Source organism: Bradyrhizobium sp. Ghvi (assembly GCF_900115265.1).
In the GTDB taxonomy this organism is placed as follows: domain Bacteria; phylum Pseudomonadota; class Alphaproteobacteria; order Rhizobiales; family Xanthobacteraceae; genus Bradyrhizobium.
In genome coordinates, this window is sequence record NZ_FOVU01000005.1 from 446135 (window position 1) to 469614 (window position 23480).

The window sequence follows — 23480 nt, forward strand, 5'->3', positions numbered from 1 at the left end:
CGTCTCTCCCCGCCTGCGGGGAGAGGCCGGGAATTTGCGGCGCAAATTCCGGGCGAGGGGGACTCTCCGCGAGTCCAACTCTCACCGACTCTGCGGAGACTCCCACTCATCCCGATCTTCTCAGAGCACGCTCTGCTCGTCTCGTCCCCGCAAGCGGGGAGAAGCGGAAGATCCAACCGTCGCTCGCGTTCCTTGTCGCGGCTGCACCAAACGCGCTAAGCCTTGCGCATGGCGCATCCGCTTTCTCGCATCATCGACCAGCTCAAGCGTGAACCGTCACGCACGGGCTCCATCGTCATCACCATGTTCGGCGATGCCATCGTGCCGCGCGGCGGCTCAGTGTGGCTCGGCACGCTGCTGGAATTTTTCGCCGGTCTTGATATCGACGCCGGCGTGGTGCGCACGGCGATGTCGCGTCTCGCGGCCGACGGCTGGTTGACGCGCGAAAAGATCGGTCGCAACAGCTTCTATCGCCTTGCCGAGAAGGGCCGCGAGACGTTCGAAGCGGCGACGCGCCACATCTACGATCCGCCGCCGCCGGACTGGACCGGTCGCTTCGAATTGCTGCTGATCGGCAATGGCGAAGACCGCGACGCCTCGCGCGAAGCATTGCGCAATGCCGGCTTCGGCAGTCCGCTGCCGGGCGTGTGGGTCGCGCCGTCGGGCGTGCCGGTGCCGGAGGAGGCTGCAGGTGCCATCCGTCTCGAAGTCTCGGCCGAGGATGACAGCGGCCGTCGTCTGCTCAGTGCCAGCTGGCCGCTGGAGCGCACCGCCGACGCCTATCTGAAATTCATGAAGACGTTCGAGCCACTGCGCGCTGCGCTTGCGCGCGGCACGGACCTGTCCGAGGCCGACGCCTTCACCGCGCGTATCCTGCTGATCCACTATTATCGCCGGGTCGTGCTGCGCGACCCGCTGCTGCCCGAGAGCCTGCTGCCGGCGGATTGGCCGGGCACGGCCGCTCGCGAGCTCTGCGGCGAGATCTATCGCGCCCTGCTGGCTCCCTCGGAACAATGGCTCGACGTCCACGCGACCAATGAGAAGGGCCCGCTGCCGCCGGCGCGAAAGGTGTTGGAGCGAAGGTTCGATAGCTGAAGCCGCGCGAACTGCGTATTGCTGCGCCCTCCCCCCTTGTGGGAGAGGGCAGCTCCGCTGCCAGACACGCTCCCCCTGGGGTGAGGGGTTTCTCTCCGCCCATGACTCTGTTGCCGTGAATGCGCGGAGAGAACCCCTCATCCGGCGCTTCGCGCTACCTTCTCCCACAAGGGGAGAAGGGAATAAGGGCTAGCTCCATTTTTTATTATGTTACAGAAATATCTTGCATGATGTAATTCTTGTTATATATTGTCTCCCAATACATCGGGAGGAATGCGCATGTACACCCAGGCGCTGAACACGGCCGAGACCGACGATCGCGGTCTTGAGGACGCCGCTAAGGCTGCGCAGTTCCAGGCGCGCATCGATGCCGAGGAACGGATCGAGCCGAACGACTGGATGCCGGCGGCCTATCGCAAGACGCTCACCCGCCAGATTTCCCAGCACGCCCATTCCGAAATCGTCGGGATGCTGCCCGAAGGCAACTGGATCACGCGCGCGCCGACACTGCGCCGCAAGGGTGCGCTGCTCGCCAAGGTGCAGGACGAGTGCGGTCACGGGCTTTACCTCTATGCCGCGGCCGAGACGCTCGGCGCCTCGCGCGAGGAGCTCGTCGACGCCATGCTCGCGGGCAAGGCGAAGTATTCGTCGATCTTCAACTATCCGACGCTGACCTGGGCCGATATCGGCACCATCGGCTGGCTGGTCGATGGCGCCGCGATCATGAACCAGATCCCGCTGTGCCGCTGCTCGTACGGTCCCTATGCGCGCGCGATGATCCGCGTCTGCAAGGAGGAGTCGTTCCACCAGCGCCAGGGCTACGAGATCATGGTGACGCTGTGCCGCGGCTCCGACGAGCAGAAGGCGATGGCGCAGGATGCGCTGAACCGCTGGTGGTGGCCGGTGCTGATGATGTTCGGGCCGCCGGATGCGGCGAGCCAGCACAGCGACGCTTCGACGCGATGGAAGATCAAGCGCTTCTCCAATGACGAGCTGCGTCAAAAATTCGTCGATGCCACCGTGCCGCAGGCGCAATATCTCGGCCTCACCATCCCAGATCCTGGCATGGTTCAGGATGCGGAAGGTCACTGGCGCTACAGCGAGATCGATTGGACCGAATTCAAGCAGGTTCTCGCCGGCAACGGCCCGTGCAATCGCGACCGCATGGCCGCGCGTCGCAAGGCACATGATGAGGGCGCCTGGGTGCGCGAGGCTGCCGCCGCTTATGCGGCCAAGCGCGCACAGCGCCAGACCGCGCAAGCCGCCGAATAGGAGAGCTCGTTATGACCACGCCGAACACGCCGCTGTGGGAAGTCTTCATTCGCAGCCGCAACGGGCTCGCGCACAAGCATGTGGGATCGCTGCACGCGAGCGATGCGACCATGGCGTTGCAAGCTGCCCGTGACATCTACACCCGTCGCGGCGAGGGTCTGTCGATCTGGGTCGTGCCGTCGACGGCGATCACCGCGAGCGATCCGGCCGAGAAGGGCATGATGTTCGAGCCGGCGGAGTCGAAGATCTACCGCCACCCGACCTTCTATGAGGTCCCTGACGAAGTGGGGCACATGTGATGGGGTTGATGTGATGTCTTGCGCGAACATCCAGGTTTCCGAAACGCCGCTGATGCTCTATGCGCTGCGACGCGCCGACGATGCGCTGATCCTCGGCCACCGGTTGTCGGAATGGTGCGGGCATGCGCCGATTCTGGAAGAGGACATGGCGCTGTCCAATATTGCGCTCGACCTGATCGGCCAGGCGCGCGAGCTCTACGGTTATGCCGCCAAGAGCGAAGGCAGGGACAACGACGAGGACAAGCTCGCATACCTGCGGGACGTCAGGCAGTATCGCAACCTGTTGCTGGTCGAGCAGCCGAACGGCGATTTTGCCCACACCATGGTGCGGCAATTCTTCTATTCCGCCTTCGCCGATCTCTATTGGCGCGAGATGATGAGTTCGCGCGATGCGACGCTGGCGGCGATTGCCGCCAAGTCAGAGAAGGAGAGCGCCTATCATCTGCGCCATGCCTCGGAATGGATCATCCGGCTCGGCGACGGCACCGACGAAAGCCATCGACGGGTACAAGCTGCGATCGACGACCTCTGGGCCTTCACGGGCGAGATGTTCGCCGTCGATGACGGCGAGCGCGCCCTGATCCATGCTGGCGTCGCCATCGATCCCGGAACTTTGCGCGGGCGCTGGCTGACGACGCTTTCGGATGTGATCGATGAAGCGACGCTCAGCCTCCCGCAGAATGACTGGATGCAGCAGGGCGGCCGCGCTGGCCGGCACAGCGAACATCTCGGCCATCTCCTGTCCGAGCTGCAATCGATGCAACGGACCTTCCCGGGGCTGACATGGTAACGGTGCTCGATGCCAACGCCGAGCTGCGCCAGCGCGCCTGGGATGCGGCCGCGAGCGTGGTCGATCCCGAAATTCCGGTGCTCACCATTGCCGATCTCGGCGTGCTGCGCGATGTCGTTCTCGACGGAGACCGGGTCGACGTCGCGATCACGCCGACCTATTCGGGTTGCCCGGCTATGAACCTGATCGCTCTCGAGATCGAGCTCGCGCTGGAGCGTGCCGGCTTCCGCCATCCGAAGGTGCGAACCGTGCTGTCGCCGGCCTGGACCACCGATTGGATGAGCGAGGACGGCCGCAGCAAGCTGCGCGCCTACGGCATCGCGCCGCCGCAGGCCTCGGGCTCGCGCCGGGCTTTGTTCGGCGAGCAGACGGTCGCCTGCCCGCAATGCGGCTCCGACAAGACCGAACTGCTGTCCGAATTCGGCTCGACCTCCTGCAAGGGGCTGTGGCGTTGCAAGACTTGCCGCGAACCTTTTGACTATTTCAAGTGTCATTGACCATGTCCGCAGCCGCACCACGCTTCCATCGCCTGGCCGTCAACGATCTGCGCCGCGAGGCGTCGGACGCCGTCTCGATGACTTTCACCATTCCCGGCGAACTCGCCAGCGATTACGCTTTCAGTCCCGGCCAGTACCTCACGCTCCGCACCACGCTGGATGGCGAGGAGGTGCGCCGCTCCTATTCGATCTGCTCCGGCCCGGATGACGGGGAAATCCGCATCGCCGTGAAGAAGGTCGATGGCGGCGCGTTTTCGAGCTGGGCGGCGGACGAGCTGAAGCACGGCGACGAACTCGATGTGATGACGCCGACGGGGCGTTTTGGCGTTGTTCCGCCTGCCGATGTCGGGCGCATCCATGTCGGATTTGCTGCAGGTTCCGGCATCACGCCGATCCTGTCGATCGTCAAAGGCGTTCTCGCGCGTGAACCCGGCAGCCGCTTCTTCCTGTTCTACGGCAACCGCACCACCGACAATATCATGTTCCGCGAGACGCTCGAGGAACTGAAGGATCGCTTCATCGATCGCCTCTCGATCTTCCACGTCATCTCGGGCGAGGAGCAGGATATCCCGATCCTGCACGGCCGGCTGGACGGCGACAAGGTGAGGGTGCTGTTGCGCTCGCTGGTACCGGCCGCAAGCGTCGATCACGTCTTCATCTGCGGTCCCCTTGGCATGAGCGAGCAGATCGAGGCGACGTGCCGCGATCTCGGCATTGCGGACGAGCGCATCCATGTCGAACGCTTCGTCTCCGAATACGGCGGCAAGCCGAGGCCGAAGAAGGTTGTCGCGCCTGACGCTCCACCAAAGGCGATCGCTTCGCTGATTATCGACGGCAAACGCCGCGACGTGCCGGTCGCCGAGGACGAGGCGATCCTCGATGCTGCGCTGCGCGCCGGTGTTGATCTGCCCTTTGCCTGCAAGGGCGGCATGTGCTCGACCTGTCGCGCCAAGCTGGTGGAGGGCGAGGCGCCGATGGACATCAATTATTCGCTCGAGCCCTGGGAACTGAAGGCGGGCTTTGTGCTCACCTGCCAGGCCAAGCCATCCTCGGAGCGCGTCGTGGTCGATTACGATCATGTCTGAAACCAGGTCTGATCGGCCCGCGTTGGACCTGAACGATGCTAATGCGTCGCATTATTTGACAGTATGGAGCGACCAGCAGAACATCATGTGCAGACACCTTGCCTGGAGAAGCGCGTGAACGTCAAAGCCGCCTTGTCGCCAGAGGATATCGCCCGCGCCTGCGCCGAGGCGATGTGGGCAGAGGACGACGCCTCCAAGGGCCTCGGCATGGAGATCGTCGAGATCGGCCCCGGTTTTGCGACGCTGGCGATGGTGGTGCGGCCGGACATGGTCAACGGCCAGCGCATCGCCCATGGCGGCTTCATCTTCACGCTCGCCGATTCCGCCTTTGCATTTGCCTGCAACTCGCACAATGAGCGCGTGGTGGCGGCGCAAGGCCAGATCACCTTTATCAAGCCGGGCAAGCTCGGCGACCGCCTCGTCGCGAAAGCGCGCGAGGTGACCCGCGGCGGACGCTCCGGCATCTACGACGTGCGCGTCGCCGCCGGCGACACAGTGATTGCCGAATTTCGCGGACACTCACGTGTCATTCCCGGCACGTGGCTGCCGGCGCAAGGAAAATAAAAAGATCAAAAGAAAAGAACGGATCAATGTGGGGAAACGAGGATGGCCGTGACGAGGCTCAAGATTGGCGCCAGCGCCTACAGCGTCGAAATGGATGCGCATGAACGCGCATCGCGTGACGAGATCATGGCGTTGCAGAAGCAACGCCTGGCCTGGTCGCTGAAACACGCCTACGACAACGTCGCGCATTATCGCAAGGCGTTCGATCAGGCCGGCGTGCATCCGTCCGATTTTCGGGAGCTCGCCGATCTCGCCAAATTTCCGTTCACGGTGAAAACGGACCTGCGGGACAATTATCCCTTCAACATGTTCGCCGTGCCGCGCGAAAAGCTGGTGCGCGTGCATGCCTCGTCCGGCACGACGGGCAAGCCGATCGTCGTGGGTTATACGCAAGCCGACATCGACACCTGGTCGAACGTGATGGCGCGCTCGATCCGCGCCGCAGGCGGCCGCAGCGGCATGATCATCCACAACGCCTATGGCTATGGCCTGTTCACGGGCGGCCTTGGCGTGCATTACGGCGCCGAAAAGCTCGGCTGCACCGTGGTGCCGATCTCGGGCGGCATGACCGAGCGGCAGGTGCAGCTGATCAACGATTTCCGTCCTGACATCATCACGGTGACGCCGAGCTACATGCTGGCGATCCTCGACGAGTTCAAGCGCCAGAAGCTCGACCCGCGGCAATGCTCGCTCAAGATCGGCATCTTCGGTGCCGAGCCCTGGACCAACGCCATGCGCGCCGAGATCGAGGACGCTTTCGACATGGATGCGACCGACATCTATGGTCTCTCCGAGGTGATCGGCCCCGGCGTCGCCCAGGAATGCATCGAGACCAAGGATGGTTTGCATATATGGGAGGACCATTTCTATCCTGAAGTGATCGACCCTGAAACCGGCGCGGTGCTGCCGGATGGCGAGAAGGGCGAACTAGTGTTCACCTCCCTCACCAAGGAAGCCTTCCCGGTGATCCGCTATCGCACCCGCGACCTGACGCGGCTGCTGCCGGGAACGGCGCGGCCGGGCATGCGGCGGATGGAGAAGGTGACGGGCCGCTCGGACGACATGATCATCCTGCGCGGCGTCAACCTGTTCCCGACCCAGATCGAGGAGATACTGCTCGCGACCGAGTGGTGCGGCGGGCATTTCATCCTGGAGCTCACCCGCGAAGGCCGCATGGATGAGCTGACCATCATCGCCGAGGCGCGGACCGAAAGCTGGGACGGAAGGGGTCTCATCGACCACGCTGAACGGATCTCGGCCCACATCAAGAACACGATCGGGATCAGCTCGAGGGTCCAGATAGTTCCTCCCGCCACGCTGGAGCGCTCGCTCGGCAAGGCACGGCGCCTCTACGACAAGCGGCCCAAGGACTGACTTGACGGATTGACTCGACCAGCCCCAAAGGCGACAAGGCCCACGAGAAATCGCGGGCCTTTCCATGTCACCAGCCGATCCCAAAGCCGTCGAGGCGCGTTGCGTTCGCCTCAATGCCAAGGCCGAGAACGCCGCCTCGGTCGCGCTGGTCGTGGAGCATCACACGCTCACGCGCGGTCCCAATGATCTGCTGATCGAAGTCAAGGCCGCGGCCGTCAATCCGTCCGACGTCAAGGCCGCGACCGGGCTGATGCCCTATGCCGTCTTCCCCCGCACGCCGGGCCGTGACTACGCCGGTGTGGTGATCGACGGGCCCGCCGGCACGATCGGCCACGAAGTGTTCGGTTCCTCCGGGGATCTCGGCATTCGCCGCGACGGCACCCATGCCAGCCATCTCATTGTCGAGGCGGATGCGGTGGTGGAGAAGCCAAAGGGGTTGTCATGGGAAGAGGCCGCCGGAATCGGCGTGCCGTTCGTGACCGCAATGGAGGGATTTCGGCGTGCCGGGATTCCGAAGCCCGGCGAAACCGTTCTGGTGTTCGGCGTCAACGGCAAGGTCGGCCAGGCTGCGGTGCAGATCGCGACCTGGCAGGGCGCGCAAGTCATCGGCGTGGTGCGCAAGGCGGCGGCCTACGCGGGCCACGCCAACGCGGCGATCGAGGTGATCGACGCCTCGGCCGCCGATGTCGCCACGCGCGTGCGCGAGCTGACGGGTGGCAAGGGCGCCGACATCGTCTTCAACACGGTCGGCGACCCCTATTTCCAGGCGGCGCACAAGTCGCTCGCGTTGCGCGGCCGCCAGATCCTGATCGCCGCGATCGACCGCATCGTGCAGTTCAACATCCTCGAATTCTATCGGGGACAGCACACCTATGTCGGCATCGACACGCTCGGCCTCTCCTCGTCCGCGACCGGTGCGGTGCTGCGGGATCTCGGCCCCGGCTTTGCGAGCGGACACTTGAGGCCGTTTCCAATCAAAGCAAACGCGACCTATCCGCTTGAGCGAGCGAAGGAGGCGTACGTTGCGGTCGCCGGCTCCTCGCGGGACCGCGTGATCCTGAAGCCGTAGTCATGGACTCGACCCAACTCGTCATCTTCGCCGGTCTCGTCATTGGCCTGGTCTACGGCTCCGTCGGCTTGCTCAGCGGCTTCTGCCTGATGAGCAGCATGCGCGGCTGGCTGGGGCAGGGCGACGGGCGGCTGGTGCGGAGCTATGCGCTGGCGCTCGCAGTTGCGATCGCGGCCAGCCAGATCCTCGCCGGCGAGGGCATGGTCGATCTCGGCAAGTCGATCTATCTGCAACCAACCTTTTCGGTGCCGGTGCTGTTTCTCGGCGGACTCCTGTTCGGTTACGGAATGGTGCTGTCGAACGGTTGCGGCTCGCGTGCGCTGGTGCTGCTCGGCCGAGGCAATCTCCGCTCGTTCGTCGTCGTGATCGTGCTTGCGATTGCCGCGCAGATGACACTCAAGGGCCTGATCGCGCCGGCGCGCATTGCGCTGGTCCAGGCAACGCAGGCGACAGTCAGCATGAACACGCTGCCGTCAGTGCTGGCGACGCTCGGTGTCACGGAAGGGCTTTCGCGCGTGCTGGCCGCGGCTGTGATCGTCCTCGCGTTGATCCTGTTCGCTTTCGCGCATGCGGGGTTCCGCCGCTCACCGGGCCAGATCGCGGCGGGCGTCGTTGTCGGTCTCCTCGTCGCCGGCGGCTGGTACGCGACCGGCTATCTCGGTGCTGACGATTTCAATCCGGTGCCGGTGACCTCGCTCACCTTCATCGCGCCGATCGCCGATAGCCTGCAATACGCCATGCTCTCGACCGGCCTGACGCTGAATTTCGGCATTGCGACCGTTGGCGGCGTCTTCGTCGGCAGTCTGGTGACTGCGATCGTGACCGGCCGCTTCCACCTCGAAGGCTATTCCTCGCCGCGGCACATGCTGCGCTCGGCCGGTGGCGCCGCCTTGATGGGGATTGGCGGCGTGATGGCGTTCGGCTGCTCGATCGGGCAGGGGCTCACCGGCATGTCGACGCTTGCGGCGGGCTCGTTCATCGCGGTCGCCGGCATTCTGCTTGGCACGACGGCAGGCCTGCGCGGCGCGTTGCGGGTTCAGCCGCTCGCGGTCGCCTGACGGCGCAATAACCGGTCACCCAGCGTTGCAAGACCAATGCCGGTGACGATCAACGCGGCCGCGATGCCAAGGCTGATGTCGATCGGCTCACCCAGCAGGATCGCGGCCGTGGCAATGCCGACGAGCGGCGTCGCCGTGGTGCCGAGCGAGGTCGTCAGCGCCGAGATGCTCTTGTTGACCATCGACATCGCCCAATAGGCCAGTGCTGTTCCGATCAAGCCGGAGTACAGGAACAACAGCACGAGCCGCCACGACCATTGCGCGTGCGGCAGGCCATCCGCCACCGTTGCGGATCCGGTCAATACGATGGTTGCGACCAGCACCTGCCAGATCAGGAGCTGGAGCGGGGATGCGATCCAGCGGTGCGCGCGGATATAAATGATGTTTCCGGCCCAGGAGATCGCGGCCAGGATGACCATGCCGGCGCCGAGCAGGACATTCGCATTGGTCCAGTCGATGGACGTCGGATTCAGGATCACGGCAAGTCCGACCAGCCCGAGCAGGGCGCCGGCGAGCTTTGGCGCCGTCAGCGTATCTTTCCCGAGCAGGGGCGCTGATATCGCGACCCAGAGCGGCGTGGTGTAGCCGAGCACGATGGCCTTGCTCGCGGGCAGGAAGCGCACGCCGGCGGCAACCAGCACCGAGAACACCGTCATGTGCAGCAGCGCCACGCTCAAGATGACGGGAATGTCGCGCCGCTCGGGGATCACCAGATTGTTGCTCAGGCCGAGGATCACGAACAAGCCGGCCAGCGCGATCCAGCTCCGGATCGCCGAGGTCCACAGCGGCGGAAGGAACTGGACGAGCTGCTTCGTCACCGACCAGTTCACGCCCCAGGCCAGCACGACGATGAGAAACAGGCCGACGGCGGTGCGGGGAGACAGGGAGGAGTTCATCGCAGGGTCCTTGAAGCAGTCCGGTCCGGTGGATAGCATTCGCTCTGGCTCCCAAAAAAGAGCCAGATAGGAAAGGAACAAGGTGCCAGTTTCGGAAGGCATGATCTCCGCGCTGATCGATCTGAAACGCGCCGGCGATGACGGGCTGGTCGCGCAACTGACGAGCCAGCTGCGAAGCCTGATCGCCGCCGGCCGCCTTGCGAAAGGCAGCGCCCTGCCGTCCAGCCGACGGCTCGCGAGCGATCTTGGCGTCTCGCGCAACACCGTCACCTACGCCTTTGAGCAGCTCGCCGCCGAGGGATATCTCGAGGCATCGCACGGCCGCCGTCCCGTGGTGACGGTCGACGGCGGCGAGCGCATCGCAGGGGTCGGCGCCATCGCTTCGCGCGCTCGCTCGGCCAAACCGCGGCTCTCGCCATGGGCTGCGAAGCTCAAGCAGACCGACTGGCCGATGTCCTATCAGGCCTCGCTCAGGCCGCTGCGTCCAGGGCATGGAGATTTCAGGGAGTTTCCGGACGAGATTTGGGCGCGCTGCCTGCGCCGCAGTGCGGTGCGCGCCGCCAAGCGTGAGCTTGGTCCGATCAACCGCATTCGCCTGTGTGAGGCGCTGGCGCATTATCTGGCGACCAGCAGGGGCGTTCGCGCTAGGGCCGACCAGATCATGATCCTGCCGAGTGCGCAGGCCGCGCTGACCCTGATCGCTTCTGTCCTCATCACGCCTGGCGACGGGGTCTGGGTCGAGGATCCCGGTTATCCCGGCGCCGCAGCGGCCTTCCGTGCATCCGGCGCGCATGTGACGGGTGTGCGGCTCGACGAACAGGGCATGGTGAGGACGCCGGGATTGGCTGCGCCCAAGCTCATCTTCATGACGCCATCGCACCAGCACCCGACCGGACGGCTGATGTCTCTGGCACGCCGTACTGAGTTCTTGAGGTCATGCAGGCCCGGCAAGACCTGGATCGTCGAGGACGACTATGATGGTGAATTCCACTACGACAGCCGGCCGGTGCCGGCCTTGCAAGGGCTCGATGCCCATGGCCGCGTGTTCTATGTCGGCACCTTCTCGAAGCCGATGACGTCGGATATCCGGCTCGGTTATCTGGTCGCGCCGCCGGCGCTGGTCAGCACCCTGGAGATCGCGCAGCGCCATATCGGACTGATCGCGTCCAGCCATGTCCAGGAAGCGCTCGCCGAGTTCATCGGCGATGGGCATTTCCTCGCGCATCTGCGCCGGGTACGCCGACTCTATCATGCGAGGCGCGATCATCTGGTCGAGGGACTGGAGCGCCATCTCGGGGATGTGCTCGACGTCGAGGTGCCCTCGGGCGGCATCCAGCTCGTCGCCCGCCTCAAGCGCGGTCGTGCAGATCGGGCGGCGGTGAAGCGGTTGGTCGACGCAGGCGTTGAAACGCGTGCCCTGTCCAGCCTGGCGCTCGGCAAGCCGCGCGATCATGGCCTGCTGCTGGGCTTTGCGGCCTGGCGCGAGAGCGAGATCAGCGCGGCGCTACGGACGATGGCGTCGTGCTTCTAGCACACTAGTCCACGGCTCTTGTGACGATACGGATCTCCGACGTCAGCGTCCGGTGCACGGGGCACTTGTCCGCGATCTCCATCAGCTTCTTGCGTTGCTCGGCATCCAGCGCGCCGTCCATCGAGATATCGCGCTCGATCTGGTCGAGCATGCCGTCGCGCGTTTCGCACTCCGCACAGTCCTTGGCGTAGATCTTGGAATGTTTCAGCGTGACCGTGACGCGATCGAGCGGCAGCGATTTGCGGTCGGCATAGAGACGCATGGTCATGGAGGTGCAGGCGCCGAGACCTGCCAGCAGGAAGTCATAGGGACCGGGACCGGCATCCTCGCCGCCGGCAGCTTTCGGCTCGTCCGCCGCCAGATGATGCGGACCGACGGTGATGATCTGGTTGAACTTGCTCTTGCGGGTCTCCTGTACCACGACTTTGCGCGGCTGTTCGGGAAGGTCCACCGTCTTCGCGGGACTTGCCGTGTCGATGTACCGGCTCGCCCAGGCCGCGATCACATCGGCCGCATAGAGTGCGTCAGCCGGTTTGGTCAGCAGATGATCGGCATGATCGAGCGAGACGAAGCTCTTGGGATGTTTCGCCGCAACGAAGATCCTGGTTGCATTGTCGATGCCGACGGTGTCGTCGACAGGCGAATGCATCACCAGCAGCGCCTTGTGTAGTCCCGTGATGTCCTTCATCGGCTCGTGCTCGGCGATGTCGTCGAGAAATTCGCGCCTGATCCGGAACGGGCGTCCCGCGAGTGAGACTTCGATCTCCCCCTGGGCGCGGATGTCATCGAGATGCTCTTTGAAGAGACCGGTGACATGCGCGGGATCGGAAGGCGCCGCGATGGTCGCAACCGCCTTGACTTCCGGAATTTGTCCGGCTGCCGCCAGGATCGCGGCGCCGCCGAGGCTGTGGCCGATCAGGACCGACGGTGCCTTGCGCGTTGCACGCAGATGGTCGGCAGCACGCACGAGATCGGCGACGTTGGAGGAGAACGTCGAATTGGCGAAATCGCCTTCGCTGGAGCCGAGCCCGGTGAAGTCGAAGCGCAGCACGGCGATGCCCTTCGCTGCGAGTGCGACCGAGATGCGCTTGGCGGCCAGCGTATCCTTGCCGCAGGTGAAGCAGTGCGCGAACAGCGCGTAGGCTGCGGGCTCGCCATCCGGCAGCTCCAGCGCGGCCGCGAGCTGATGACCGCCCTCGCCGGTGAATTGAAAGCGTTCGGTCGGCATGAGTTTCCCCGTGCTTGTTTGGATTCAATCGCTCGAATAACGCTGTTCGGCCCAGGGATCGCCGCGGTTATGGTAGCCGCGGACTTCCCAGAAGCCAGGCGCGTCCTTGGTCAGGAATTCGATGGCCTGAAGCCACTTCGCACTCTTCCAGAAATACAGATGCGGCACGACGAGCCGTACCGGGCCGCCGTGTTCCTCGGTCAGCGGCTGGCCTGACCAGCTATGGGCGAGGAGCGCGTCTTCGGCGGCAAAGTCTTCCAGCGCGAGATTGGTGGTGTAGCCGTCATAGGAATGCAGCACGACGAAGTGCGCATCCTCGCGCGGCTGGCAGGCCGCGAGCAGTTCGCGCGTCGCAAGCCCTTCCCATTCATTGTCATAGCGCGACCACGTCGTGACGCAATGGATGTCGGAGGTGAACCGGTCCTGCTTCTGCGCTGCGAACTCCGCAAACGTCCAGAACACCGGATTCTCGATCGCGCCATAGACGTCGAGCCGCCAGCGCTCGCGCGAGACCGGCGGCATGACCCCGAGATCGAGCACCGGCCAGTCCTTGGTGAGATGCTGGCCGGGCGGCAGGCGCTGATCCTCCAGGCGCGTGAGCTTGCCGGTGAGGAAGCGGCCTTCGCGCGCCCATTTTTCCTTGGTGCGCGTCAGCTTGCTGTCGGATGGCGTTTCGTCGGCCATGTTCTACTCGTGAATGGGCTACTCGTGGCGATGCATCGCCGAGGCGTGCTTGGTGTCGCGCATCGAAGAATAGATGATCAGCGACAGGCAGATGATTCCGGCAAGATAGTAATAGAACCATTCCTCGCGCCCGATGGTCTTGAAATAAAGCGCGATGGCCGGTGCCGTGCCGCCGAAGACCGAAACGGTGATGGCGTAGGGCAGGCCGACGCCGAGGGCGCGGACATTGGTCGGGAACAGTTCGGCCTTCACCACCGCGTTGATCGAGGTGTAGCCCGCCACGAACAGCCAGGCGGCGCAGATCAGGAGAAAAGCCATGAACGGCGACTTGGTCTCCTTCAGCGTCATCAGCAGCGGGACGGTCGCGAGCGTGCCGGCGACGCCGAAGAAGATCAACAGCGGCTTGCGGCCGATCTTGTCGGAGATTGCGCCGTAGATCGGCTGGAGGATGGTCGCGAAGATCAGCGTGCCGAAGATCACGAAGGTGGTCTGATCTTCGGTCAGCCCGACCGAAAGCTTGACGAAGGTCTGCATGTAGGTGGTGAAGGTATAGAACGCCGCCGTGCCGCCGGCGGTGAGGCCAACCACCAGCAGCAGCTCGCGCGGATAACGCAGCAGATTGGTTATCGAGCCGGTCGGCTTCACCACCTTCTTGGCCTCCTCGAACGCCTCGGTCTCATGCAGGCCCCGCCGCATCACGGCGGCAAAGATCGCAAGGGCCGCGCCGATCGCGAACGGGATGCGCCAGCCCCAGGCCTTGAGTTCCTCGGGCGTGAGAAAAACCTTTTGCAGCAGCAAAAGCACAATGATGGCGGTGAGCTGGCCGCCGATCAGCGTGACGTACTGGAAGCTGGAATAGAAGCCGCGATGCTTGGGATCGGCAACCTCGCTCAGGTAGGTGGCACTGGCGCCATACTCGCCACCGAGACTCAGGCCTTCGATCACGCGGGCGAGCGCCAGGATCACCGGCGCGGCAAAGCCGATCGTGGCATAGGTCGGCGTCAGCGCGATGATCAGCGAGCCGAAGCACATGAACACGACCGACAGGGTCAGCGAGATGCGGCGGCCGAAATGGTCGGCGAGATAGCCGAAGAACCAGCCGCCCAGAGGGCGCATCAGGAAGGTCGCCGCAAAAACCACGGCCGCGTTCAATTGTTGGACGACGGGGTCGTTGCCCGGGAAGAAGGCCGGGGCGAAATAGAGCGCGAACGCCGTATAGGCGTAGAAGTCATACCACTCGACGAGGTTGCCGATCGAGCCGATGAAGATCGCCTTGATCCGCCGCCTGGCGTCGGCGAGATCGATGTGGTCGGAGGCCGGTTGGGTTGCTTGCTCTGACACGGCCGGCCCCTCGTTGATGTTCGGAAGGCCTACATCGCCTTTCCGAGCAGAAATGGCAACTGGCGGGGACCTCGCACCGTGCCCTGGGACCAGGTCACCGTGCCTGCCGGATCCAGCCGGAAGTCCGGAATCCGCTTCAGCCATTCCTCCAGGGCAACTTGCATCTCCATGCGCGCCAGGTTGGAACCGACGCAGCGGTGAATGCCGAGGCCAAAAGCGGCATGGCGGTTCTCCCTGCGGTCGATCACGACCTTGTCAGCATCCGGAAACATCTTGGGATCGCGGTTGGCGGCCGGGAAGGACAGCAGCACCATGTTGCCCGTTTTGACCGGGCAGCCCGAAATCGTGGTCTCCTTGACCACCTCGCGGGCCATGGTCACCGGCGAATAGGCGCGAAGCAACTCCTCCACGGCGGTCGGCATCAGCTCGGGTTCGGCGATCAGGCGCTCGCGGTCTACAGGCGTCCGGGCGAGATGCCAGAGCGAGGAACCGATCGCGCTCCAGGTGGTGTCGATGCCCGCGATCAGAAGTAGGCGCAGCGAGCCCAGCACGTGTGAGTCCTCCAGCGGCTGGCCATCCTTGTTCCTGGCGTTCATCAGGTAGGAGATCAGATCGTCGGTCGGCGTGTCCTTGCGGGCCTCGATGTGGGCCGTGAAATACGCGCTCATCTCCTGCACGGCCTGGAGCAGTTTGCTCTCGTCCTTGATGCCGAGCTCGAGGATCATGTGGATCCAGTTGATGAAGAGATCGCTGTCGCTCTCGGGAATGCCGAGCATATGCGCGATGGCCTGGACGGGAATGTATTTGCTGTAGCGCGCAGCCGCGTCGACCTTGCCGTCCGCGATGAACCCGTCAATCAGCTCGTTGCAGATCGCGCGCATCCGCGGTTCCAGCTTCTTCATCGCATCCGGTGTGAACGGCGGCAGCAGCAATTGCTTGGCCGGCTTGTGCTCAGGCGGATCGGATGTGATTGGTGGGGCTGCGTTTCGCGCGATCTCGGGTCTGACATTGCGGACGATGATTCGACGCGACGAAAAATGCTCGGTGTCGTGGGCGATCTCGCGCACGGCCTCATAAGTGGTCGGCATATAGCAGCCCAGGAAGCGGTCGGTATGCACCACCGGGCTTACGGCGCGCATCTCGTCCCAGATCGGGAAGGGATCTTCCGTCCATTGCGGATCGGTATGGTCGAAGTCGTTGACCCAGTCGGTCACAGGCGGATGGGCGGTAGGCTGGCTGATGTCGGACATCTCAAGAAAATCCCTTGGCTCGTGTTCGCTGAAGGCGCGCGGAGCGCGCGCAGGGCCGCGCTACTCCTCGATCACTTCGATCGCGATTTCCGGGCAATTGGACTTCGCAAGCCAGGCCTTGTCTTCGAGGCCGGGTGGAACGGCGCCGTCTCCTGCCTCATGGGCGTTGCCATATTCGTCCAGCTCGAACAGCTCCGGCGCGAGCGCCTTGCAGCGTGCGTGGCCCTGGCATTTGTCAGGATCGACGTGAATCCTCAGTCGCTCTGTCATGGCGGCTCCCTTGGTCGCATGCGCGCCACCCCGAAAGGTGGCGCGTTCCTCCTATGAGTCTTATCCGAGTCTTATCCGCGGCTTTTGTCGCGAAGTTATATGCTATTACATTAGGGTCGGGCTTCCCCTGTCAAGCGCAAACTTATAGGCTTCACCGCGACATGCGCTCAAAAGTTGCTCGTAAGCCCGGGAACACCTACCACCATGGCGATCTCCGCGACGCCTTGATCAAGGCTGCGTTGCACGAGGCGGAGCAGGGCGGGGCTGAAGCGATCAGCATCAAAGCGCTTGCAAAGCAACTTGGCGTCTCACAGCCAGCACCCTATCGCCATTTCGCTGATCGCGAGGCGCTGCTTGCCGCGGTGACGGCAGAGGCGTTCCGGCAGTTCAGCGCGATGTTGCGCGAGGCGATGGCGAAGGCGTCGAAGCAATCAAGGCTGTCGCACCTGGCGCAGGCAACGCTCGATTTTGGTCTGCGCCGCAATGGCATCTATCGTTTGATGTTCGCCTCACGCACCGTCTCATGTGCAGCCAAGGGCAGCGAACTCCACGAGGCCACGCGCGAGACTTTTGAGCTCGTGATCGAAGCGCTGGAGGCTCCGGCGGTCGGTTATTTGCGCGAGCGGCAGGCGCTCAAGATCTGGGCGGCGCTGCACGGCGTGGTGATGCTGGCCGAGCAGGGAATGTTCACCGGCGAGGCGGCGCATGCCACGCGTGAAGAATTGGTCGAGGATTTCGTGAACGAGACGAAAGCCGCCCTTGCGGTTGCGATCAAGGACGCGCGGCGCCAGAAAAAGGCAGGCGCCTAGGCCGTCCCCTCCAGCAGTCGCATCAGCTTCTCGACCGCGCTGTCCGGGGTCGTCACGACCGGCCGACCCGTGGCTTCCGCAACCAGCGGCGCGGTTGATGCGATGCTGAACTGGGCGAGCGCGATGACGTCGCAGTCGCGCAAATCGCGTGAGGCTTCGATAATCAGGCGATCATGTGTGGCGCGGTCGCCTCGATCGAGTGCGGCTAGCGCGCCCTCGGCAAGTTTCGGCACGATCCGGACGGAGGCCGGAAACTCCGGCGGCATCGAGACCAGCGTCGGCGGAAAGGTCGAGAGCAGGCCAATGTGCTTGCCCATCGTCACCGCCCGTTCGATCATCGCCTCGTTCGGCTTCAGCACCGGCATCGGCGCATGCGCACGTGCGACGGCCTCGATGCAGGGACCGAAGGCCGAGCAGGTGAACAGGATCGCATTGGCTCCGGTCGCCACCGCATAGTTGCCGAGCGCGAGGAAGCGCTCGGTCATGGCTTCGTTGAGCTTGCCATCGCGCGCCAGGTCCGCCGACAGGCTGTCGTCGAGCAGGTTCATCAGCCGCGCCTCCGGCCACGCGGCCGCGAACGCAGCCTCGATCGGAGCGATGGAGTGTTTGAGAGCGTGGATCAGGGCGATGCGCATGGGAGCGTCTCTTCTCCCTCGCCCCGCTTGCGGGGAGAGGTGAAAGCATCGTTTACTTGAATGGCAGCGCGTACATCAAGCCGCCCTTGCTCCAGAGGCCATTGAGGCCACGCTCGAGCTTGAGCGGGCTCGCCTTGCCGACGTTGCGCTCGTAGATCTCGCCGTAATTGCCGGCGGTCTTGATCGCCGCGACCAGCCATTTGTTGTCGAGCCCGAGCCGCGAGCCGAGATCGCCGGAGGTACCCAGCAGCCGCTGGATCGCCGGGGTCTGCGACTTCGTCATCTCGTCGACATTGGCTTGCGTCACGCCGAGCTCTTCGGCCTCGATCAGACCATAGTGCAGCCAGGTGATGATGTCGCTCCAGACCTCGTCGCCGTTTCGGGTAAACGGTCCGAGCGGTTCCTTGCTGATGGTCTGCGGCAGCACCACGTAATCGGCCGGGTTCGGCGCCGCGGTCGTGACGGCACCGGCGAGCGCGGAGGCGTCCTGAGTCATGGCATCGCAGCGGCCGCCGAAGAAGGTCTGGTACATGGTGTCGACGCGGTCGAACACCAGCGGCTTCCAGTCGATGCCGTTGGCGCGGCCGTAATCGCCCAGCGTGACTTCGTGCGTGGTGCCCTGCGCGACGCAGACGGTGGCGCCCTTGAGGTCCTTGAGGTCCTTCACGCCGAGGTCCTTCTTCACGACGAAACCCTGACCGTCGTAGAAGTTGATCGGACCCTGGCGCAGGCCCAGCGTGACGCCGCGCAAATAGGTCTGCGTCGAGTTGCGGTAGAGCACGTCGATCTCGCCGGACTGGAGCGCAGTGAAACGGTTCTGCGCGGTCAGTGCCACGTAGCGCACCTTGTTGGGATCGCCCAACACGCCGGCCGCCAGCGCGCGGCAATAGTCAACGTCGAGTCCCCGGTAGTTGCCTTGCGAGTCCGGTGCCGAGAAGCCGGCAAAGCCGGCGCTGACGCCGCACACCAGGGTGCCGCGGCTCTTGACCGTGTCGAGCGTCGCCGCTTGCGCGACCATTGCTGATGCCGCGAGTACGCCCGCGGCGATAACCACTTTCCTCATCATGCACCTCTCCCCTCAGTGATTGACACCACGCAACACGTTGTCGACGGCCGTGCCGAGCTTGTCGACGATCTGATCGATCTCGTCAGCGGACGCGATATAGGGCGGCGCCAGCAGCACATGATCGCCGCGGATGCCGTCCACGGTGCCGCCGCCGGGATAGCAGCCGAGCCCGTTCGCGAATGCTTCCGCCTTGATTTTCTGATGAAGCTTGAGCGCCGGATCGAACGAGGCGCGGCTGGCGCGATCGGCGACGAGCTCGATCGCCCAGAACAGGCCGCGGCCCCTGATGTCGCCGACATTGCGGTGATTGCCGAAGCGTTCGGTGAGCCGTTGCTCGAGCTGCTTGCCACGTTCCTTGACACGGTCGAGCAGGCGATCCTCGCGGATCACGTCCTGCACCGCGAGCGCCGCCGCGCAGGCAAGCGGATGCGCGAGATAAGTATGGCCGTGCTGGAACGCGCCTGAGCCCGAGCGGATCGTGTCGACAATCTTGCCGCTCGCAAGCATTGCGCCGATCGGCTGGTAGCCGCCGCCGAGCCCCTTTGCGATCGCCTGAATGTCGGGCGTGATACCCTCCTGCTGCCAGGCATGCGTGGTGCCGGTACGGCCCATGCCGCACATGACCTCGTCGAGGACGAGCAGTGCGCCATGGCGGTCGCAGATCTCGCGAACCGCCTTGAAGTAGCCCTCCGGCGCGGTCACGGCTCCGGCGGTGGCGCCGACCACGGGTTCGGCGAGGAATGCGGCGACGGTATCAGGGCCAAGTCGCTGGAACTCGGCTTCGAGCTCCGCGACGAGACGTGCCACGAACTGCGCATCGGATTCGCCTTCATGCTTCTCGTGATAGGCAAAGGCCGGCGTCACATGGCTGAAAGCGGTCGAGAGCAGCGGTGCATACGGCGCGCGGCGCCAGGCATTGCCTCCGGCGGCGAGCGCGCCGAGGGTGTTGCCATGATAGCTCTGCCGCCGCGCAATGAAATGCTGCCGCTGCGGCTCGCCGCGCTCGATGAAATATTGACGAGCCAGCTTGATGCTGGCTTCGATCGCTTCCGATCCGCCGCTGACGAAATAGGCGTAGGCGAGACCGCCCGGCTCGTGACCGACCAGAGTCTCGGCGAGCGCCTCCGCCGGCTCGGACGAGAAGAAGGCGTTGTGAGCATAGGCGAGGGTCGAAGCCTGCTTCGCCATTGCCGCGATCACGCGCGGGTGCTGATGGCCGAGGCAGGAGACCGCCGCGCCGCCGGACGCATCGATGATGCGGCGACCACCCTCGGCAAAGAGATAAACGCCCTCGCCGGCGATCGCCTTGGGCGGTGTCTCGCGCAAGGAGCGATGCAGCACGCGGCTGGTGCGGGTGCTCATGGTCAACCTTTCTCTGAAACGTAGGCGGCGGCCGCGGCGAGCCGGGCTTCGGTATCCTGAAGGCGCTTCCTGGCGGCGGCGCCGCCGAGCGAGAACGTCACCGCGGCCAGCGATTGCGCAATCGCGAGCGCGCCTGTGAGGCTCGGGAAGAAGCCCGGCGAGGAGGCTGCCTCGAACAGCAGTACATGGTCGGCGCCTTCGGCCATCGGCGCGGTGACGCTATCTGCGACCGCGACCAGCGTCGCGCCTGCGTTATAAGCGGCCTGTGCGACGCGGACGCTGGCATTTGTATAGGGCATGAAGCCGATGACGATTACGGCCTCGCCGGGGCGAAACGCGCCGAGATCGAGATCGTCGGGGCCGGAGCCGCCGACGATCTGCACCTGCTCGGGGCGGAACAGCCGGAGCTCGTAGTTGAGCAATTCCGCGACACTGCGACAGCTGCGATAGCCGGCGATCCAGATCCGCTGTGCATCGTGGAGGCTGCGGGCCGCGTCCGCGATCGCGTGAGCCGAGATGCGCGGCAAGCCCGCGGCCTCGGCTTCCAGCTTGTCGGTAACGAGCGTGACGTCCGCGTTCGGACCCTGGCGGCGGCCCTTCGCGCGCGCCGAGAAGGGCGAGGCCTGCGACGGTCGCCGGGCCTCGGTCAGCGCGGCGCGCAACTCGTCCCAGCCGGAATAGCCGATCGCCTTCGCAAGGCGCGTGAATGCGGCGGGATCGGCGCCCGCTTCCGCAGCGAGATCGCGCATCGAGCGGGTGGTGGCGTCGTAATCATTGGCTGCGACGAAACGTCCGACCTCCTGCAAGCGCAGGGGGAGCGAGGGCAGCGCGATGCGGAGTTCGCTCAAGGGAGAGGATTTCGCGGACACGGCCATGAAACATTTGTTGCATAGATCGGAATTTGATGCAACATTTGATGTGCGCCGCCGGAAATCGCTGTTTTCAGAAAGGATTTTTGTGCTGTGACCTCAGATATACGCAGGCCGCCGCCGCGCCGAAGCTTCGGGGCGCTCGGTCCAAACGAGATGAAGGGCTTGTTCTGGCAGGTCCTGGTGGTCGGCGTCGCTGTCGCCATCGTTCTATTCCTCTGGTCCAACACCGTCACCAACCTCTCGGCGCGCCGCATTACCACCGGCTTTGCGTTTCTCGGCCGAGAGGCGGGGATGCCGATTGCCGACAGCCTGCTGACGTATAATCCGAGAGACAGCTATCTCTGGGCCTTCGTCGTCGGCCTCGCCAATACGCTGCGGGTCGCGGTGATCGGCATCGTGCTTGCGACCATTCTGGGGACGCTGATCGGGATCTCGCGACTGTCGGCGAACTGGCTGCTGTCGCGCCTCGCCGCAGTCTATGTCGAAGTCTTGCGCGATATCCCGCTGCTGCTTCAATTGCTGTTCTGGTACGTGCTGATGCAGGCGCTGCCGGCAGCGCGCGCGGCGTGGCGGCCGGTCGAAGGCGTGTTCCTCTCCAATCGCGGACTGATCCTGCCGGCGATCCCGGTTGGCGCGCCGCAACTCTGGGTTCTCGGCACCGCCGTGCTGGGCTGCGCTATATTCTTTTTCATCCGGCGATGGCTGGTCGCGCAGCAGATGCGCGACGGCAAGCCGCGGCCGGCCTGGCCCTTTGCCCTCGGCCTGATTGTCGTGCTGCCGGCGGCCGTGTCGCTGTCGCTCGCCGTGTCCTGGAGGATCGAATGGCCGGAGCTGCACGGCTTCAACTTCGTCGGCGGACTGACGCTCGCGCCGGAATATTTCGCGCTGCTGATCGCCCTTGTCACCTACACCTCGGCCTTCATCGCCGAGATCGTGCGCAGCGGCATCCAGTCGGTGCCGCGCGGGCAGTGGGATGCCGCCTGCGCGCTCGGGCTGCGCCGCAGCTTCATGCTGCGACAGATCATCCTGCCGCAGGCATTGCGCGTGATCGTGCCGCCGATGACGAGCCAGTATCTCAACTTGACCAAGAACTCATCGCTCGCGGTCGCGATCGGCTACCAGGACGTGGTCTCGATCGCCAACACCACGCTGAACCAGACCGGGCAGGCGATCGAGGCGATCTCGCTGATCATGTCCGTCTTCCTCACCATTAGCCTTTCCATCAGCTTCTTCATGAACTGGTACAATGCGCGCATCGCGCTGGCGGAGCGTTGAGCATGACTGTTATCACCGACATGCCGGACGTACCGCGTGCGGCTCGCCGTCCGCAGATCGGCAATCCGGTGCTGCGCTGGCTGCGTGCCAATCTGTTCTCGTCAATTCCTAACGGCATCCTCACGCTTGTTTTGCTGACAGTGCTGGTGAAGGGCCTATTCAGCTTCGTGCAATGGGGCGTCGCCAACGCGGTGTGGCTCACGCCGGCAAATGATTCCGCTGCCTGCAAGGTGGTGCGCGGCCTCGGCGCGTGTTGGGCCGTTATCCCTGAAAAATACCGCTTCATATTGTTCGGCACATATCCCTTTGACGAGCAGTGGCGGCCAGCGCTGTCGGTGCTGCTGTTCATCGTGCTGTTCTATCTTTCCACGCGGCGCGCGCTTTGGCGGCGCGAGCTCGCTTTCCTCTGGATCGGTGCGCTCGCGCTGATCAGCGTGCTGATGTGGGGCGGTTTGTTCGGGCTCTCTTTCGTCTCGCAGGATCGCTGGGGCGGATTGCCGGTGACGCTGATCCTGGCGACATCAGGATTGGCATTTGGCTTCCCGCTCGGCATTCTGGTCGCGCTCGGCCGGCGCTCCAAGCTGCCGGCGATCCGTTCCCTCTCGGTCCTCTATGTCGAGCTGATCCGCGGTGTGCCGCTGGTGAGCCTCCTGTTCATGGCGAGCGTGATGTTTCCGCTGTTCATGCCGGCCGGATTCAACATCGACAAGCTGCTGCGCGCGCAGATCGCGATCATCCTGTTCGCGGGCGCTTACCTTGCGGAAGTGATCCGCGGCGGTCTTCAGGCCGTGCCACGCGGGCAGTATGAGGCGGCGGATGCGCTCGGACTGTCCTACTGGCGTAAGCACCGGCTGGTGGTGCTGCCGCAGGCCATCCGCCACGTGATTCCGCCGCTGGTGAATACCTTCATCGCGTTCTTCAAGGACACCAGCCTGGTGCTGATCATCGGCATCTTCGACCTGCTCACGACGGCGAAGACCGCGATCATCGATCCGGCCTGGCAGCAGTTCTCGGTCGAGGTCTACATCTTCGTCGCTGCGATCTATTTCGTCTTCTGCTTCGCGATGTCGCGCTATAGCCGCAGTCTGGAGGCGAGGAGCGGGAGGTGACGCTCTGGTGTCCTGGACAAGCTGCGGCGCGATAGCTTGCGCCGCGGAG

General features: G+C 64.3%; 24 protein-coding genes. 14 read left to right on the plus strand and 10 right to left on the minus strand.

Annotated features, from left to right (window positions below; all coding sequences use genetic code 11):
• Positions 1-228 precede the first annotated feature (228 nt).
• The 10 genes from paaX to BM374_RS21385 all read left to right on the plus strand — a co-directional run bounded on the left by paaX (position 229) and on the right by BM374_RS21385 (position 9103).
• Complete coding sequence (gene paaX, locus BM374_RS21340) at positions 229-1095, plus strand: phenylacetic acid degradation operon negative regulatory protein PaaX (protein ID WP_092296002.1); 867 nt, start codon at positions 229-231, stop codon at positions 1093-1095.
• 279 nt (positions 1096-1374) lie between these two features.
• The gene (paaA, locus tag BM374_RS21345) at positions 1375-2367 is read left to right on the plus strand and encodes a 1,2-phenylacetyl-CoA epoxidase subunit PaaA (protein WP_177248441.1); all 993 of its coding nucleotides are present in this window, start codon (positions 1375-1377) and stop codon (positions 2365-2367) included.
• 11 nt (positions 2368-2378) lie between these two features.
• On the plus strand, positions 2379-2666 hold the full coding sequence (paaB, locus tag BM374_RS21350; protein WP_092296008.1) for a 1,2-phenylacetyl-CoA epoxidase subunit PaaB: 288 nt from the start codon (positions 2379-2381) through the stop codon (positions 2664-2666).
• Positions 2667-2679: 13 nt separating this feature from the next.
• A complete protein-coding gene (paaC, locus tag BM374_RS21355; RefSeq protein ID WP_177248442.1) occupies positions 2680-3456 on the plus strand; it encodes a 1,2-phenylacetyl-CoA epoxidase subunit PaaC in 777 nt (258 codons plus the stop codon).
• Positions 3450-3953, plus strand: a complete 504-nt coding sequence (gene paaD / locus BM374_RS21360) for a 1,2-phenylacetyl-CoA epoxidase subunit PaaD (protein WP_092296015.1) — start codon at positions 3450-3452, stop codon at positions 3951-3953. Before paaC ends, paaD begins: the two co-directional genes overlap by 7 nt.
• A gap of 2 nt (positions 3954-3955) precedes the next feature.
• Positions 3956-5038 carry a 1,2-phenylacetyl-CoA epoxidase subunit PaaE gene (gene paaE / locus BM374_RS21365; protein ID WP_092296018.1) on the plus strand — a complete coding sequence of 361 codons (1083 nt, stop codon included), beginning with the start codon at positions 3956-3958 and terminating at the stop codon, positions 5036-5038.
• 114 nt (positions 5039-5152) lie between these two features.
• Positions 5153-5602, plus strand: coding sequence for a hydroxyphenylacetyl-CoA thioesterase PaaI (gene paaI, locus BM374_RS21370; protein WP_177248443.1), 450 nt, complete (start codon positions 5153-5155; stop codon positions 5600-5602).
• Between the two features lie 42 nt (positions 5603-5644).
• Positions 5645-6976, plus strand: coding sequence for a phenylacetate--CoA ligase PaaK (paaK, locus tag BM374_RS21375; RefSeq protein ID WP_092296024.1), 1332 nt, complete (start codon positions 5645-5647; stop codon positions 6974-6976).
• Positions 6977-7040: 64 nt separating this feature from the next.
• Positions 7041-8045 carry a quinone oxidoreductase family protein gene (locus tag BM374_RS21380; protein ID WP_092296027.1) on the plus strand — a complete coding sequence of 335 codons (1005 nt, stop codon included), beginning with the start codon at positions 7041-7043 and terminating at the stop codon, positions 8043-8045.
• Between the two features lie 2 nt (positions 8046-8047).
• Positions 8048-9103 carry a YeeE/YedE family protein gene (locus BM374_RS21385; RefSeq protein ID WP_092296030.1) on the plus strand — a complete coding sequence of 352 codons (1056 nt, stop codon included), beginning with the start codon at positions 8048-8050 and terminating at the stop codon, positions 9101-9103.
• Here the strand turns inward: BM374_RS21385 and BM374_RS21390 are convergent.
• Positions 9082-9999, minus strand: coding sequence for a DMT family transporter (locus tag BM374_RS21390; RefSeq protein WP_092296950.1), 918 nt, complete (start codon positions 9997-9999; stop codon positions 9082-9084). The genes BM374_RS21385 and BM374_RS21390 overlap by 22 nt on opposite strands.
• 100 nt (positions 10000-10099) lie before the next feature.
• Between BM374_RS21390 and pdxR the strand changes: the two genes are divergently transcribed.
• Positions 10100-11530: a MocR-like pyridoxine biosynthesis transcription factor PdxR gene (gene pdxR, locus BM374_RS21395; protein WP_177248479.1), complete on the plus strand. Its 1431-nt coding sequence runs from the start codon at positions 10100-10102 to the stop codon at positions 11528-11530.
• Between the two features lie 4 nt (positions 11531-11534).
• Here the strand turns inward: pdxR and BM374_RS21400 are convergent, their stop codons facing one another.
• The 5 genes from BM374_RS21400 to BM374_RS21420 are packed head-to-tail and all read right to left on the minus strand — an operon-like array spanning position 11535 to position 16303.
• Positions 11535-12758, minus strand: coding sequence for a bifunctional alpha/beta hydrolase/OsmC family protein (locus tag BM374_RS21400; protein WP_092296036.1), 1224 nt, complete (start codon positions 12756-12758; stop codon positions 11535-11537).
• A 24-nt stretch (positions 12759-12782) separates the two neighbouring features.
• The gene (locus tag BM374_RS21405) at positions 12783-13442 is read right to left on the minus strand and encodes a sulfite oxidase-like oxidoreductase (RefSeq protein ID WP_092296039.1); all 660 of its coding nucleotides are present in this window, start codon (positions 13440-13442) and stop codon (positions 12783-12785) included.
• An 18-nt stretch (positions 13443-13460) separates the two neighbouring features.
• Positions 13461-14783 carry an MFS transporter gene (locus BM374_RS21410; RefSeq protein WP_092296042.1) on the minus strand — a complete coding sequence of 441 codons (1323 nt, stop codon included), beginning with the start codon at positions 14781-14783 and terminating at the stop codon, positions 13461-13463.
• 29 nt (positions 14784-14812) lie between these two features.
• Entirely contained in the window at positions 14813-16033 is a 1221-nt protein-coding gene (locus BM374_RS21415; RefSeq protein ID WP_092296045.1) for a cytochrome P450, read from the minus strand.
• 60 nt (positions 16034-16093) lie between these two features.
• A complete protein-coding gene (locus BM374_RS21420) occupies positions 16094-16303 on the minus strand; it encodes a ferredoxin (protein WP_092296048.1) in 210 nt (69 codons plus the stop codon).
• A gap of 161 nt (positions 16304-16464) precedes the next feature.
• Here BM374_RS21420 and BM374_RS21425 point away from each other — a divergent pair, with 161 nt between their 5' ends.
• A complete protein-coding gene (locus tag BM374_RS21425) occupies positions 16465-17112 on the plus strand; it encodes a TetR/AcrR family transcriptional regulator (RefSeq protein ID WP_092296052.1) in 648 nt (215 codons plus the stop codon).
• Here the strand turns inward: BM374_RS21425 and BM374_RS21430 are convergent.
• Genes BM374_RS21430 through BM374_RS21445 form a run of 4 tightly spaced genes read right to left on the minus strand, consistent with a single transcriptional unit; the run spans position 17109 to position 21050 of the window.
• Positions 17109-17747 (minus strand): aspartate/glutamate racemase family protein, encoded by a 639-nt coding sequence (locus tag BM374_RS21430; RefSeq protein WP_092296055.1) that lies wholly within the window; start codon positions 17745-17747, stop codon positions 17109-17111. The two genes, BM374_RS21425 and BM374_RS21430, sit on opposite strands and share 4 nt — an antisense overlap.
• A 52-nt stretch (positions 17748-17799) precedes the next feature.
• Positions 17800-18813 (minus strand): amino acid ABC transporter substrate-binding protein, encoded by a 1014-nt coding sequence (locus tag BM374_RS21435; protein WP_092296058.1) that lies wholly within the window; start codon positions 18811-18813, stop codon positions 17800-17802.
• A 12-nt stretch (positions 18814-18825) separates the two neighbouring features.
• The gene (locus BM374_RS21440; RefSeq protein ID WP_092296061.1) at positions 18826-20175 is read right to left on the minus strand and encodes an aspartate aminotransferase family protein; all 1350 of its coding nucleotides are present in this window, start codon (positions 20173-20175) and stop codon (positions 18826-18828) included.
• 2 nt (positions 20176-20177) lie between these two features.
• Complete coding sequence (locus BM374_RS21445) at positions 20178-21050, minus strand: MurR/RpiR family transcriptional regulator (protein ID WP_092296064.1); 873 nt, start codon at positions 21048-21050, stop codon at positions 20178-20180.
• Positions 21051-21137: 87 nt separating this feature from the next.
• On the opposite strand from BM374_RS21445, the gene BM374_RS21450 reads away from it, so the two are divergent.
• Entirely contained in the window at positions 21138-22322 is a 1185-nt protein-coding gene (locus BM374_RS21450; protein ID WP_092296067.1) for an amino acid ABC transporter permease, read from the plus strand.
• 2 nt (positions 22323-22324) lie between these two features.
• Entirely contained in the window at positions 22325-23431 is a 1107-nt protein-coding gene (locus tag BM374_RS21455) for an amino acid ABC transporter permease (RefSeq protein ID WP_092296070.1), read from the plus strand.
• The last annotated feature ends 49 nt before the right edge of the window (positions 23432-23480 follow it).